General features: G+C 41.5%; 14 protein-coding genes and 1 pseudogene. 11 read left to right on the plus strand and 4 right to left on the minus strand.

What is annotated here, in order from left to right; translation table 11 throughout:
* The first annotated feature begins 173 nt into the window (after window positions 1-173).
* A complete protein-coding gene (locus tag PQ511_RS11325; RefSeq protein WP_273852014.1) occupies window positions 174-1,619 on the plus strand; it encodes an alanine/glycine:cation symporter family protein in 1,446 nt (481 codons plus the stop codon).
* A gap of 229 nt (window positions 1,620-1,848) precedes the next feature.
* Window positions 1,849-2,199 (plus strand): glyoxalase superfamily protein, encoded by a 351-nt coding sequence (locus PQ511_RS11330; RefSeq protein WP_273852015.1) that lies wholly within the window; start codon window positions 1,849-1,851, stop codon window positions 2,197-2,199.
* A 33-nt stretch (window positions 2,200-2,232) separates the two neighbouring features.
* Here PQ511_RS11330 and PQ511_RS11335 read toward each other — a convergent pair whose 3' ends face one another.
* Window positions 2,233-2,712: a site-2 protease family protein gene (locus PQ511_RS11335; protein WP_273852016.1), complete on the minus strand. Its 480-nt coding sequence runs from the start codon at window positions 2,710-2,712 to the stop codon at window positions 2,233-2,235.
* 323 nt (window positions 2,713-3,035) lie between these two features.
* Window positions 3,036-3,779, minus strand: coding sequence for an SDR family NAD(P)-dependent oxidoreductase (locus PQ511_RS11340; protein WP_273852017.1), 744 nt, complete (start codon window positions 3,777-3,779; stop codon window positions 3,036-3,038).
* Between the two features lie 155 nt (window positions 3,780-3,934).
* On the opposite strand from PQ511_RS11340, the pseudogene PQ511_RS11345 reads away from it, so the two are divergent.
* The 6 genes and pseudogenes from PQ511_RS11345 to PQ511_RS11370 all read left to right on the plus strand — a co-directional run.
* A pseudogene (locus tag PQ511_RS11345) lies at window positions 3,935-4,210 on the plus strand (NIPSNAP family protein); the annotation flags it as partial.
* 54 nt (window positions 4,211-4,264) lie between these two features.
* Window positions 4,265-4,660, plus strand: coding sequence for an NUDIX hydrolase (locus PQ511_RS11350; RefSeq protein ID WP_273852089.1), 396 nt, complete (start codon window positions 4,265-4,267; stop codon window positions 4,658-4,660).
* 127 nt (window positions 4,661-4,787) lie between these two features.
* Complete coding sequence (locus tag PQ511_RS11355) at window positions 4,788-4,970, plus strand: hypothetical protein (protein WP_273852018.1); 183 nt, start codon at window positions 4,788-4,790, stop codon at window positions 4,968-4,970.
* A gap of 17 nt (window positions 4,971-4,987) precedes the next feature.
* Window positions 4,988-5,416 (plus strand): hypothetical protein, encoded by a 429-nt coding sequence (locus PQ511_RS11360; RefSeq protein WP_273852019.1) that lies wholly within the window; start codon window positions 4,988-4,990, stop codon window positions 5,414-5,416.
* 303 nt (window positions 5,417-5,719) lie between these two features.
* Window positions 5,720-7,249, plus strand: a complete 1,530-nt coding sequence (locus tag PQ511_RS11365) for a BCCT family transporter (protein ID WP_273852020.1) — start codon at window positions 5,720-5,722, stop codon at window positions 7,247-7,249.
* A 145-nt stretch (window positions 7,250-7,394) separates the two neighbouring features.
* Window positions 7,395-8,171, plus strand: coding sequence for a 3-hydroxybutyrate dehydrogenase (locus tag PQ511_RS11370; protein ID WP_273852021.1), 777 nt, complete (start codon window positions 7,395-7,397; stop codon window positions 8,169-8,171).
* Window positions 8,172-8,235: 64 nt separating this feature from the next.
* On the opposite strand, the gene PQ511_RS11375 is transcribed toward PQ511_RS11370, so the two are convergent.
* Window positions 8,236-9,525, minus strand: coding sequence for a GntP family permease (locus PQ511_RS11375; protein WP_179886138.1), 1,290 nt, complete (start codon window positions 9,523-9,525; stop codon window positions 8,236-8,238).
* Between the two features lie 338 nt (window positions 9,526-9,863).
* Between PQ511_RS11375 and PQ511_RS11380 the strand changes: the two genes are divergently transcribed.
* The 3 genes from PQ511_RS11380 to PQ511_RS11390 are packed head-to-tail and all read left to right on the plus strand — an operon-like array spanning window position 9,864 to window position 12,188.
* On the plus strand, window positions 9,864-10,103 hold the full coding sequence (locus PQ511_RS11380) for a FeoA family protein (protein ID WP_273852022.1): 240 nt from the start codon (window positions 9,864-9,866) through the stop codon (window positions 10,101-10,103).
* On the plus strand, window positions 10,090-10,836 hold the full coding sequence (locus PQ511_RS11385; RefSeq protein WP_273852023.1) for a FeoB small GTPase domain-containing protein: 747 nt from the start codon (window positions 10,090-10,092) through the stop codon (window positions 10,834-10,836). The genes PQ511_RS11380 and PQ511_RS11385 overlap by 14 nt, the downstream gene beginning before the upstream one ends.
* Window positions 10,788-12,188 carry a nucleoside recognition domain-containing protein gene (locus tag PQ511_RS11390; RefSeq protein WP_420541686.1) on the plus strand — a complete coding sequence of 467 codons (1,401 nt, stop codon included), beginning with the start codon at window positions 10,788-10,790 and terminating at the stop codon, window positions 12,186-12,188. The genes PQ511_RS11385 and PQ511_RS11390 overlap by 49 nt, the downstream gene beginning before the upstream one ends.
* A gap of 98 nt (window positions 12,189-12,286) precedes the next feature.
* Here PQ511_RS11390 and PQ511_RS23735 read toward each other — a convergent pair whose 3' ends face one another.
* Window positions 12,287-12,607 (minus strand): DUF4306 domain-containing protein, encoded by a 321-nt coding sequence (locus tag PQ511_RS23735; RefSeq protein ID WP_420541687.1) that lies wholly within the window; start codon window positions 12,605-12,607, stop codon window positions 12,287-12,289.
* Between the last annotated feature and the right edge of the window lie 111 nt (window positions 12,608-12,718).

A 12,718-nucleotide genomic window follows, 5' to 3' on the forward strand; every position in this document is an offset into this window, starting at 1 on the left:
GAAGCGGTTCTTTTTGTGTGCAAAAAAGCGACTGGTAAGGATTACTACAAATTGTATAAATGTTGTAATTTGTCGAAATAGATTGTTAATTTGTCGAATCTATGTATAATTATAACTAGCGATAAATTTTCAGAAAAATAAATCAAATGACAACTAGAGGAGCGGTTTAGCTTATGGAAGGATTTCTAACGAGTATCATTGATGGTTCCAACAACATTCTTTGGAGTTATGTCCTCATTGCGGGGTTACTTGGACTCGGCATTTACTTCACGATTGCTTCGCGATTTGTTCAATTCCGATTTTTTGGCGAGATGTTTCGCGTATTAGGAGAAAAACCTGATTATAAGGATGGAGCAAAAAACATTTCCCCTTTTAAATCTTTCTGTGTCGGCGCAGCTACGCGAATTGGTACAGGGAACTTAGCAGGGGTTGCTGTGGCGATCACGCTTGGTGGGCCAGGCGCTATTTTCTGGATGTGGATGGTTGCCCTGCTTGGTGGAGCAACAGCTTTCATTGAAAGCACACTTGCTCAAGTTTACAAGGTGAAAGGTGAAAACGCCTTTCGAGGCGGCCCCGCTTATTATATTGAAAAAGGGCTGAACGCAAGATGGTTAGGAATTATTTTTGCTGTTCTGATTGCCATTACATTTGGTCTCATCTTTAATTCCGTTCAAAGTAATACGATCGCACTAGCGTTTGAGAATGCGTTTGGCATAGATCCATTCGTCATCGGTTTGATCATTACAGCTTTAACTGGCGTTGTCATCTTCGGTGGTGTCCATCGAATTGCAAACTTATCAAGTGTCATTGTGCCTGTTATGGCCATTCTCTATATTGCCATTGCCCTTTTTGTTCTTTTCATGAACCTAGCAGAGCTACCTTCAATTGTAGCAGTCATCGTTGGAAGTGCCTTCGGATTTGAACAAGCTGTGGGTGGGGCAATTGGTGCAGCGATTATGAACGGAGTAAAACGAGGACTATTTTCGAATGAAGCTGGTATGGGTAGCGCGCCAAACGCGGCAGCGACTTCTACGACTTCACACCCAGCGAAACAAGGACTGATTCAATCACTTGGTGTGTTTGTTGATACGATTCTCGTTTGTTCATCGACTGCTTTTATTATCTTACTAGCTCCTGTGTTTCGTACAGGGGACGTAACAGGAATTGAATTACTTCAAAACTCACTGAACGCTCATATAGGTGGATGGTCGGGAATTTTTATCTCAGTAGCGATTTTCTTGTTCGCTTTCAGTTCAATTATTGGCTCTTACTACTATGGCGAAACCAATATTGAGTTTATTAAAAAAAGCAAAGGAACGCTTTTTGTCTTCCGTCTCGCGACAATGGCATTTGTGCTGATCGGCTCGATTTCAAGCTTAAGTCTCGTATGGAAAATGGCCGATCTCTTTATGGCCTTAATGACAGTGATTAACTTGATTGCGATTGGTTTATTAGGAAAAGTAGCATTCAAGGTTTTAAAAGACTATGAAAGCCAGCGAAAACAAGGAAAGAATCCTGTCTTTCATCCTACTAAGCTAGGCATTCAACATGCCGATGCCTGGGTAGAGGATGAAAAAGAGATCGCAGAGGAAGTTAAAGAAGAGGAAGCCATTGGATAATGAAGTTGTGAAAGAGTCCGGGAACTGAACCGGACTCTTTCTTTCTGCATGCCCTTTATCCGCGGTAATTTACATATCCAAACTTCTTTACTCTTTTTTACAGATAGCCTTTTTAAAGAGGAAGATTCGTTATATGATGAGGATATGCCAGTCACCCTTGTCAGATTGCTTCACAGGTACCAATGAATTGGCTTGAAAACTATGAAGGAAAGGCAGGTTCTTTCTACTCATGATTACACCGATCTTTCGCATCTTTGACACGGAAAAAGCCACTGACTTTTATCGGGATTTCTTAGGATTTACGGTTGATTGGCGGCATCAGTATGAAGATAATATGCCTGAATACATTCAAGTCTCATTTCGTAACGCCCTGATTCATTTAACCGAACACCATGGCGATGCCTCACCCGGAAGTTCTATACGGGTAAAGCTAGATAATGTTGAAGATTATCATCACACACTATCCCAGAAAGAGTACGCCTACGCCAACCCTGGCATGAGGCATACTTCATGGAAAACCATCGAAATGACCGTCACAGACCCCTTTCTAAATCGGATTACGTTCTATGAAGATAAGTGAGCGGTGCCTGGCACCACCCGTTTCCTGTCGAACTTAGTCGATCGGGTCTTCTGCTTTCCCATGGCGAATGACATCATAGATGGCCATACCGTCACTTGGCTTGCCATCTTCATTTTTGTACGGCATTAAGGAAAAGAAAATGAAGTAGAACGAGAAATACACAAACTGTCTAAAGATAAGCGTTTTCGGTAAGACATCAGTAAGAATGAGGTAGTTAATGATCAGGATAAGAATGAGGTTAAAGAAACTACCAGCTAGATAAATCGACACATGAGCCCATGTTTTATCGTAAGTTAACTTATCATACTGACACCATCCTTCCATGAAATACTTCTTTCGCACTTCTAAGGGCCCAATATCGAACATTTTTTTCCCAGTCCCGATACAGAATTTTATTCTTCCTCCAAATAGTCTTGCTACAAGTACATGTCCTGCCTCATGCACCAATGTAACGATTGGTAGAATAATAAAGAAATTCACAAAAAACATTGGAATATCATGTAAAGTAAACATCGCAAACCTCCAGTTATTTTCCAGCATTTATTAAAGTCAGGTGTAAAGACACAAAAAAAAGCCGAAAAGGAATGGTTCTCCTTTTCGGCTTATGTCTGACGCTATTTGTTCAGATCATTGCTACCTTGTATCTAATTTTGTTGATTAGTTAAATTGAAAAGTTGTTGCTTTTTTCTCGCAATAGGCAAATAGAATAAGGCCAAACCTTTTATTTCAGCCTCAGTTTCACATTGTAACCTTACAATCTCCTAAAAATCAAGGAAGAGATGACCCCCATACGATCATGGCTTTCTCGCAACTACTACTCTGTTAGAGAAATGAAGTTAAACATCTGCAGACCCAAGCGTCATTCCCCCATCCACCACAATTTCCGACCCGGTACAATAGGAGCTTTCATCTGAAACGAGAAACGCGACCGCCCTGGCAATTTCCACTGGTTGCCCGATGCGACCGAGTGGAATAGTTTGATAAAATTCAGGAACCCCTTCTCCCTGTGTCGCCATTTCCGTCTCAACGCCACCTGGATGAATCATGTTAACACGGATCCCTTTTGGACCTAATTCAATTGCTGCTGATTTTGACATCGCTACAACAGCCGCTTTCGTAGCGGCATAGGCGGACGACTGTCCAATCGGGGCAAAGGCAGAAATGGAAACATTGTTCACAATGGAACCCTTCTGCTGTGCTTCCATGAAAGGAACCACCGCCTGCATACCTAAAAACACACCAAGCTGATTCACATTAATCAACTCTTGATACTCTTCTGTCGATAAGTCCATAAATGGTTTTCTTTTTAAAAGTCCTGCATTATTGACAAGGGCGTCTAATTGACCAAAATGAGCGTGAATTTTTTCTACCGCTCTCCTCCATTGCTCTGCTTTAGTCACATCCAATTGCACCGGGAAAGCACCTGGCCCGATCGACTCTGCTGCTTTCTCTGCTGCCTTTAGCTGACGAGCTCCAATCACCACTTTTGCCCCTAACGAAGCGAGGTGCTCACTAATGGCTTTTCCCTGGCCTCGATTTCCTCCTGTAATAAGGATAACTTGGTTTTCTAGATCTGGCATATGCTTCTCTCCCTTTACTTTCCTACTATAATACGTTAAGACTACCGAACTTATTAGCTCTTCACAAAATCATGTGTTTATAACAAAATTGCAAATTTATTGAAATTTTGAAATAATAACAGTAAATTCTAGATAAGAAATGGAGAGATCAACACGTGATTTATCGTAGAAAAACTTATACGGTTCAACCTCATAAAGTAAATGAATTTAACGATTTTTTTCATACATATCTTTATCCAAATCAACGAAAACACGGCGCCAAACTCATTGGTCGCTGGGTAAACGAAGATCAGAATGAAATTACAGCCACATGGCAATACGATAGCTATTCCCATTACGAAGAAATTGAACAGCGCATCCGAAAAAGCGATCTCCATCAAAAAGCACAAGCGCGAAGACAAGAATTGGGCAACCTTTTCCTTGAAAGTAAACAGGATTTCCTTACGTCAACAGCTGAACCTTACACGTATCATCCTCCTAAACATATCGTTTCAGCCGCAACGATTATTTTAAATGAAGCTAACGAAATCCTTTTAATAAAAGGACCGCGGAGAGGCTGGGAATTCCCTGGAGGTCAGGTCGAGGAAGGCGAATCGCTGTCCGACGCCGCCATTCGAGAAGCGAAAGAAGAATCTGGTGCAGATATTGAAATTGAAAAATACTGTGGCATTTTTCAAAATGTAAAGGGGTCGATTTCAAATCATTTATTTTTAGCTAAATACGTTGGCGGTGAATTGACCACATCCTCTGAAAGCCTTGAAGTCAGCTTCTTCCCTATTGAAAAAGCGCTTAGTCTCGTCACCTGGAAGAATTTTCGACAGCGTATGGAATATTGCTTGGATGAAAAACAACAACCATTTTATGTAGCATTTAATCAGTAAATTGTTAAGCAAGAAGTTAATGAATAAATCGTCCTGCATAAGTTATGCAGGGCTTTTTTATGTAAAAATTTGGTTTATCATGTTTTGTTTACAGGTATTTAGTAAGTATTTAGAAAAGGAGTCGATCATGGCTAAGATATTAAAGTTTATTATTGTCATCATAGTAGGGACTGCTGTGCTTTTCTTACTCTCCGTTAAGGATGGTCAACCTCTCTTTTCATCTAAAAACTTCTCAATGATTCTAGGCATTCTTACATTTTACGCCACCCTGTATCTATGGAAATTCTGGCGTCGTAGAAATAACCCATGAAAACTGGAGGTGTCCTCATGTTAAAGAAAAAAGCCCGCTCACCCGGCAAAGAATTTCTTCTTATGCTTCTTTTTTTCGCTATTCTTTTTGGTGGTGCCTTTCTTGCTTTTTATTATCTTGGATTTAACATCGGCTTTCCCATTTTCTTGATTCTTCTTATCGGTGTTGCTTACGTATCACGGCGAACAATCAAACAATCAGATAAAAACTTTCTCTCCCCTACTGATCGAAAATTTAATATGAAAAAGCATCCCTGGCTTTTTGGTATTCCTGCGTTTATTATTTTCTTTATAACTAACTATGTTCGTGATGATTATGGCTTAACTGCCGCCTTTATTCTGAGCCTTATTAACTTTTTCTTTAGTTTTGTGCTTTTCCTTGTCATCTATTACTTTAAGATGAAAAACCTTGGGTACCATCTAGAAGATGGCCGCTGGTCAAAGTAGCATTTTTTCAAGGACAGATCATAGCAATATTAAGGAGTTATCAACTTAAAAATCATGAATTTAAAACCGCTAATTCTTTGCGGTTTTATTTTGTTTTTATGGGGTAATAAAGAATTTAATGGACCGATTCGACTAATTTCGATTTTATTTTACAAAAAAGGGGGCTAATGGAATCGATTACCTGGTAATTTATCCTAAGATAATTAAGGGATGAAACAGATTAAAACTTCTCTCTTTACACCATACTAACGGTAGTGGTAGAGTAAGTAATTGTGTTTTAAAAAGCGATTAAAGGAGTCTTTTATGGACAATAAAGAAACTGGGCGTATTGATTGGCCCGTCTTTGGTATAAGCGGTGGGGTATTGATCCTCTTCGTGATTCTTGCACTTTTTGATATTTCTTTGGTTGAAAACTTGGTTAGCTCAAGCTTTGCCTGGTCCGCGAGGTTTTTCGGTGGGTTCTGGCAGGTTTTGATGCTAGCAACATTTTTTGTAGGAATTGGATTGGCCTTTTCTAAATACGGAAAAATAAAATTAGGTGGAATGGATAAACCAGAGCTTAGCTTATACAAATGGTTATCGATTATCATGGCGACGTTACTTGCAGGTGGCGGTGTGTTTTGGGCGGCGGCTGAACCGATGTACCACTTCTTGACCGTCCCGCCTTCTCAAGATGGAAAAGGCATTGAAGCAGGAACTCAGGGTGCGATTGATACTGCACTTGCGCAAAGCTTTATGCACTGGGGTTTCCTTGCCTGGGCCATTCTAGGTACAATCAGTGCTGTCGTGATGATGTACGGACACTATCATAAAGGTATGCCGATGAAGCCGCGTACGCTTCTCTATCCAATTTTCGGTGAAAAGCTGCGTCACAGCTGGTTTGGTACCCTCATTGATGCGTTTTCCGTTATCGCAGTTGCCGCAGGTACAATTGGACCAATTGGATTCTTAGGCTTACAAGCAAGTTACGGTCTACAAGAAATCTTCGGCATTCCAAATCAATTCAGCACGCAATTCTCAATTATTTTAGCTGTCGTCATTGTTTCAACGATTTCAGCAGTGACAGGGCTTTATAAAGGAATTCAATATTTAAGTAGCTTTAACGTTCGCCTTGCGATTGGACTAATGGCGTTTATCGTCATCTTTGGTCCTGGTGGCTTTATCTTCAATCACTTTATCTCTGGATTTGGTGTTTATGTTGATCAATTTGTTACGATGAGCACATTCCGTGGCGATACAGGTTGGCTTTCCTTCTGGACAGTCTTTTTCTGGGGCTGGTTCATCGGATACGGTCCAATGATGGCGATTCTAGTTAGTCGTATTTCAAGAGGACGTACAATTCGAGATATCATTATTGCTGTTTCGATTTTTGCACCAATTATCTCAACCTTCTGGTTTACCGTACTCGGTGGTTCTGGCATTTTCTTTGAACTTTCAAACCCTGGTTCGATCTCAGAAGCATTGAATGCAGCTGGTAATCCAGCAGCCATGTTCGCCATTACAGAACAATTCCCGCTGGCAAGCATCGTGTCACCATTGTTCTTGATTCTAACGATTCTTTTCGTTGTTACAACTAGTGACTCCATGTCTTATACCATTGCCATGGCGGTTACTGGTGAAGGCGATCCACAAAGATGGCTTCGCGTCTTCTGGGCGATTCTTATGGGAACTGTCGCAGTTATTCTTCTCATCACAGGAGACAGCGGTATTACGCAGTTACAGAACTTCATTGTGGTAACAGCTGTTCCAGTCTCGCTCATCCTTCTGCCAATGATTTGGCTCGCACCAAAAGTAGCGAAGGAAATGGCAAGAGATCAAAATATCATCAAGTAAAGCGTTTGGCCCTCTCCCCTTTGGGGAGAGGGCCATTTTAATGGTGCCTGTCACCACCCGCTATTCGTCGAAGGAAGTCGAAATATCTTGAGAAGAATTGGGTATCCTAAGAGCTGAGTTACTTATACTTAAGGAGGAGACAACGATGCTTGAAGGTAAATGTGCATTAATCACCGGCTCTGGTCAGGGAATTGGACTTGAGATCGCTACTGAATTTGCGAAAGCTGGCGCAAAGGTTATGCTTAATGACATTAATGAGGATACGCTGAAAGAGTCAGTGGAAAGCTTAACATCTCAAGGCTTTACCGTTGAAGGCGTTGTGGCAAACGTTGCGAAGGAAGAAGATGTAAAGAACGCGATTGAAGAAACCGTCAGGAAATTTGGTCGTATTGATATTCTTGTGAACAATGCAGGAATCCAGCATGTCGCTCCTATCGAAGAATTCCCAAGTGAAAAGTACGGGTTAATTCTGGATATTATGCTAAAGGGTCCTTTCTATGGTATCAAATATGCATTTCCAATTATGAAAGAACAAGGTTATGGCCGCATCCTAAATATGGCTTCTATCAATGGATTAATTGGTTTTGCTGGAAAAGCAGGATACAACAGCGCAAAGCACGGCGTCATTGGGCTTACGAAAGTAGCAGCTCTTGAGGGCGCAGACTACGGCATTACGGTCAATGCGATCTGTCCTGGTTACGTTGACACCCCTCTTGTTCAGAATCAGCTTGAGGATCTTGCGAAAACGCGCAATATCGAAAAAGAGAAAGCGTTAGAACAAGTCATTTATCCACTCGTTCCTCAGAAGCGTTTAATCCAGGTTCAAGAAGTGGCCGACTACTCCATTTTCCTTGTCAGTGAGAAAGCGAAAAGCATTACAGGTCAAGCTGCTGTTATTGATGGTGGTTATACAGCTCAGTAAAAAAAATCCCCCGCACGTCCTTTATCCTAAGGATGTGCGGGGGATTTTCCTATGTTCAGATAACTTAATTGATGCCCATCATCGCCAAGAAAATAATAGCGATCGTTGCAATCATCGGAATAATTAGTCCGACCACGAACACATCTTTATAAGAATCTTTGTGTGTTAGTCCTGTTACTGTAAATAGTGTTAAAAGCGCACCGTTATGCGGGAGAATGGATGCCCCGGAAGCTACCGCTGTGATACGGTGAAACGCTTCTAAGCTAAGGTTATTACTAATGGCAATGTCGTAGTATTCACTACCAAGCGCTTCAAGCGCAATTCCCATTCCGCCAGAAGCTGAACCTGTAATCATGGCTAATAGTTGAACAGCAAAGGCTTCTGAGAAATACGGGCTAAGTGGAATTGCAAAAATCAGGTCTTTTACAGCTTCAAAACCAGGTGATGCTGTTACGACAGAACCAAAACCAACGGCAGCACTCGTATTGATTGTCGCCATAACTGAGCCGGAAGCCCCTCCGTTAATGGCTTTAATGAACTGCTTGTAATTTTTAATATTAAAGAGCATAATGAGCAAAATTCCGATACCAAGAGCAATCAAAATGCTTAAGTTTTCAAATGCATTTAGCGTCACAACTACAGCGATGAGCGGAATCACAGATAGGATCCAGTTTGGAAGTTCATCTTCGTTAATGCTCTTTACTTCATTTGAACCTTTTGGTTCTGTAAATTCCTCACCATTTTTCGTAAGCTGCTTCTCACGGAACTTTAGATAAAAATAACCACCAACCGCCATTATTAAACCAGCGACAATTCCAAGAATCGGCGCCGCCATGGTAGACGTTTTAAACGTATTAATCGGGATAATGTTTTGAATTTGTGGTGTTCCGGGGAGAGCCGTCATCGTAAAGGTAAAAGCTCCTAAAACAAACGTAGACGGGAGTAACTTTCTTGATACGTTTGCCTGACGGAACATCGCCACCGCCAATGGATAAACGGCGAAGACTACGACGAAGAGACTCACGCCTCCATATGTAAGAATCGCTGCTGAAATCAGCATTCCTAGAATTGCACGTTTTTCTCCAATTAAGTTTGAGATTTTATAAGCAACGGACTGCGCTGCCCCTGTGTCCTCCATTAACTTCCCAAAAATCGCTCCAAATAAGAAAATTGGGAAATACGCTTTTGCGAAATCAACGAAGCCTTCCATATACGTTCCTGTATAGGATTCGAGAATATTCATTCCGCTCAACAATGCTACAATCCCAGATACCAATGGCGCAATCCAAATAATGGACCACCCTAGGTAAGCGAGGAGCATTAAGAGAGCGAGACCAACAATAATACTAATCATAGCTGATTTGCCTCCTCATAAATCTTCTGTCTGTCTTACTATGTCCAATCCTGGCAAATCTAAATCGACAAAAGCCGACTCGCAGGTGCCTGTCACCACCCGTATTTACTCGAATTCACTCGAATGATGTTACCCGTTTGCTTTAAAGGTGAAACGTAAAATAATACTTTTCACATATAACGAATAACATTCATAAAAGTAAGAAAGATCAAACGATTCTTTCAGAACAAATAAAAACCATTGACAAATGCCCCGGTTGTTACATACGATGTAATTATCAGTTTTGCCCTAAGGAAAAAGTGTAGACAAGAGCTAAAAGAGTAAACGGAGGACAACTAATGAACTTATATGAAGGGAATAAAGGAGATCGCATCCGCATTAAAGAGGTTGCCATTGAGGGAGTTATGAGAAGAAGACTTCTGGATTTAGGGTTCGTTCCTGGCGCCGTCGTTGATGTATTAAAGAAAAGTCCACTCGGAGATCCGATTGCCTTTCGCGTGAGCCATACAACCATTGCACTTCGAAAAGAAGAAAGCATAAAAATCACCGGGGAGTTGATACAAGATGACAACGAATGAGGTCTATCGGATTGCACTCGCTGGGAATCCGAATACAGGTAAAAGCACGCTATTTAATGCTCTAACGGGATTGAAACAGCATACAGGCAACTGGGCCGGTAAAACAGTTAGCCTCGCTGAAGGGTCTGTTCACTATAAAAAAAACACCTATCGATTAATCGACTTACCAGGAACCTACTCTCTGTATTCAAATTCCACCGATGAAGAGGTTGCGAGGAATTACATTGTGTTTGAGAAACCTCATGTCACTCTTGTCGTCCTTGATGCCACCTCACTTGAACGTAATTTAAATCTTGCTCTACAGGTGATGGAAATGACATCAAACGTAATTGTTTGTGTGAATTTGATCGATGAAGCAAAAAAACGTGGAATTGAAATTGATGAATTAAAACTCATGCGGCAGCTTGGGGTTCCAGTATTAAAAATATCCGCGCGAAATAAAACAGGTTTCCCAGCTCTATTAGATACGATTGATCGAATGATTCGTGGAGAAATCAGTACCTCCCCCTACGCCATTCAATACAATGATGAAACCGAAGGGAAAATTAGCCAGCTTGTACCTAACGTGAAAAAACTTGTGGGAGATCGCTTTCCATCAAGATGGATTGCACTCAGACTTCTTGACGGCGATACTTCTTTATTAGATGAAATACAAAAGAGAATGCACCAGGAGGAGGAATCAACGTGGAATACAGTCCAGAAAACGAGCGGCAGTCATTTAGAGAACTTCTAAATCAAGCCAATGAACTATCAACTTCCTCCCTCAGAGATGAAGTGGTTTCCAGTTTATATCAAACAAGTCAGCAAATATGTAGTAGAACAGTCCGTTTTACAAAAAGCAAAGAAGATAAGAAAACAGAGCGATTAGACGCCATTTTCACTTCACCAATTTGGGGTTTTCCGATTATGCTCATCATGCTTGGCCTTATCTTCTATCTCACGATTGCCGGCGCTAACGTACCATCTTCTATGCTTGCAAACTTCTTTACGTGGTTGGAAGACTATATTTCAATGGCTTTCTTTGCACTCAATTCACCCGACTGGCTGCACGGCGTTCTCGTTCTAGGCTTGTACCGAGGAACAACATGGGTGATCAGCGTCATGCTACCACCAATGGCGATCTTTTTTCCAACGTTTGCTTTACTTGAAAGCTACGGATATTTACCTCGCGTTGCATTCAATATGGATCGGCTATTTAAAAAAGTGGGGGCGCACGGTAAGCAGTCGCTCACGATGGCGATGGGTTTCGGTTGTAATGCAGCAGCTGTTCTGTCCACTCGTATTATCGAGTCTCCGCGTGAACGGATGCTCGCCATCTTAACAAACAATTTTGTACCGTGTAACGGTCGCTGGGGTACGCTCATCGTGCTCGCTTCTCTTTTTATGGCAGCTGGTTTTACAGGTGGAATGAAGACGCTCGTCTCCTCTGGCGTTATTGTCGGAATCGTGATTTTCGGTATTTTCGTTACGTTTGCTGTGTCATGGGTCCTATCTAAAACCATGCTAAAAGGCGTTCCAACGCATTATACATTAGAGCTACCACCCTATCGTCGACCAAAGTTTTTTGATACGATTGTCCGCTCTTCCCTGAATAAATCTTATGCCGTTCTTATGAGAGCGATCAAAATCGCTGCACCAGCTGGTATTCTCACCTGGGTATTTGCAAACATCTATATTGGTGACACGAGCATCTTTATGTATGGTGTGAATTTTCTCGACCCGTTCGCTCAATCACTAGGGTTAGATGGCTACATTATGCTTGCGTTTCTACTCGGTTTACCTGCAAATGAAGTCGTATTACCGATTCTGTTAATGGGCTATCTCTCGACTGGGTCCATGCTTGAAGTCGACAACCTGGCTGACTTAAAAAATATCTTTCTCGATCAAGGTTGGACGTGGTTAACGGCACTTAATATGATGTTATTTTCTTTGCTTCATTACCCATGTGGCACCACGTTAATTAACATCTATAAAGAAACAAAAAGTTACAAGTGGACATTTGTGGCCTTCTTGATTCCAACTGTGATTGCCATTGGCGTTACGTTTGCTGTTGCGCAATTGGTAAGAGGAATGGGTTGGGTTTAGGAAGTCCTTTCATTAGAAGAAGCACGCCCGCTGAATAGCGGGCGTGCTTCTTCATTTGTAGATCGTTTTATAGAAAGCGCGAACCTGCTCATCACTTGTTACGAACTCGTTATCTTTTTACCACCAACATAAGTCAGCTGTTTTTTCACAGAGTATACCAACAGACCAACAATGAAACAGACGGATAGCACACAAACTCCTGTCATCAGTGGCGCGACTTTAAATGCGTACAAAAACATGTCAATTTCATAGATATCTTTCGATGCCACAACCGTACCCGGTGTAAAAATAAGATGGCTTTTCCAATCCGGCAAAGTAGGTAATTGGCTCGCAGTCCAAGAAGTGGCCCAGTAGGAATACCCAAAAACACTAACTAGACAGAGCAACGAGTAAAGTTTGAAGAAACCCCTTTTCTTCACACCATCACCTCTATGATTTTATACCTTACTTATTCGCGAGGTGTGGGGTTCATTCCTGTATTCCCCTTAGATTGGTGACATTCTTTTATCCACCAAAAAATACCTATCTCC

The sequence above is a fragment of the Guptibacillus spartinae genome, assembly GCF_028610625.1.
Taxonomy (GTDB): domain Bacteria; phylum Bacillota; class Bacilli; order Bacillales; family Guptibacillaceae; genus Guptibacillus; species Guptibacillus spartinae.

Coding starts and splice junctions, on each gene's coding strand:
- PQ511_RS11325 (WP_273852014.1), top strand. CDS start 174: ATGGAAGGATTTCTAACGAGTATCATTGATGGTTCCAACAACATTCTT.
- PQ511_RS11330 (WP_273852015.1), top strand. CDS start 1,849: ATGATTACACCGATCTTTCGCATCTTTGACACGGAAAAAGCCACTGAC.
- PQ511_RS11335 (WP_273852016.1), bottom strand. CDS start 2,712: ATGTTTACTTTACATGATATTCCAATGTTTTTTGTGAATTTCTTTATT.
- PQ511_RS11340 (WP_273852017.1), bottom strand. CDS start 3,779: ATGCCAGATCTAGAAAACCAAGTTATCCTTATTACAGGAGGAAATCGA.
- PQ511_RS11355 (WP_273852018.1), top strand. CDS start 4,788: ATGGCTAAGATATTAAAGTTTATTATTGTCATCATAGTAGGGACTGCT.
- PQ511_RS11360 (WP_273852019.1), top strand. CDS start 4,988: ATGTTAAAGAAAAAAGCCCGCTCACCCGGCAAAGAATTTCTTCTTATG.
- PQ511_RS11365 (WP_273852020.1), top strand. CDS start 5,720: ATGGACAATAAAGAAACTGGGCGTATTGATTGGCCCGTCTTTGGTATA.
- PQ511_RS11370 (WP_273852021.1), top strand. CDS start 7,395: ATGCTTGAAGGTAAATGTGCATTAATCACCGGCTCTGGTCAGGGAATT.
- PQ511_RS11375 (WP_179886138.1), bottom strand. CDS start 9,525: ATGATTAGTATTATTGTTGGTCTCGCTCTCTTAATGCTCCTCGCTTAC.
- PQ511_RS11380 (WP_273852022.1), top strand. CDS start 9,864: ATGAACTTATATGAAGGGAATAAAGGAGATCGCATCCGCATTAAAGAG.
- PQ511_RS11385 (WP_273852023.1), top strand. CDS start 10,090: ATGACAACGAATGAGGTCTATCGGATTGCACTCGCTGGGAATCCGAAT.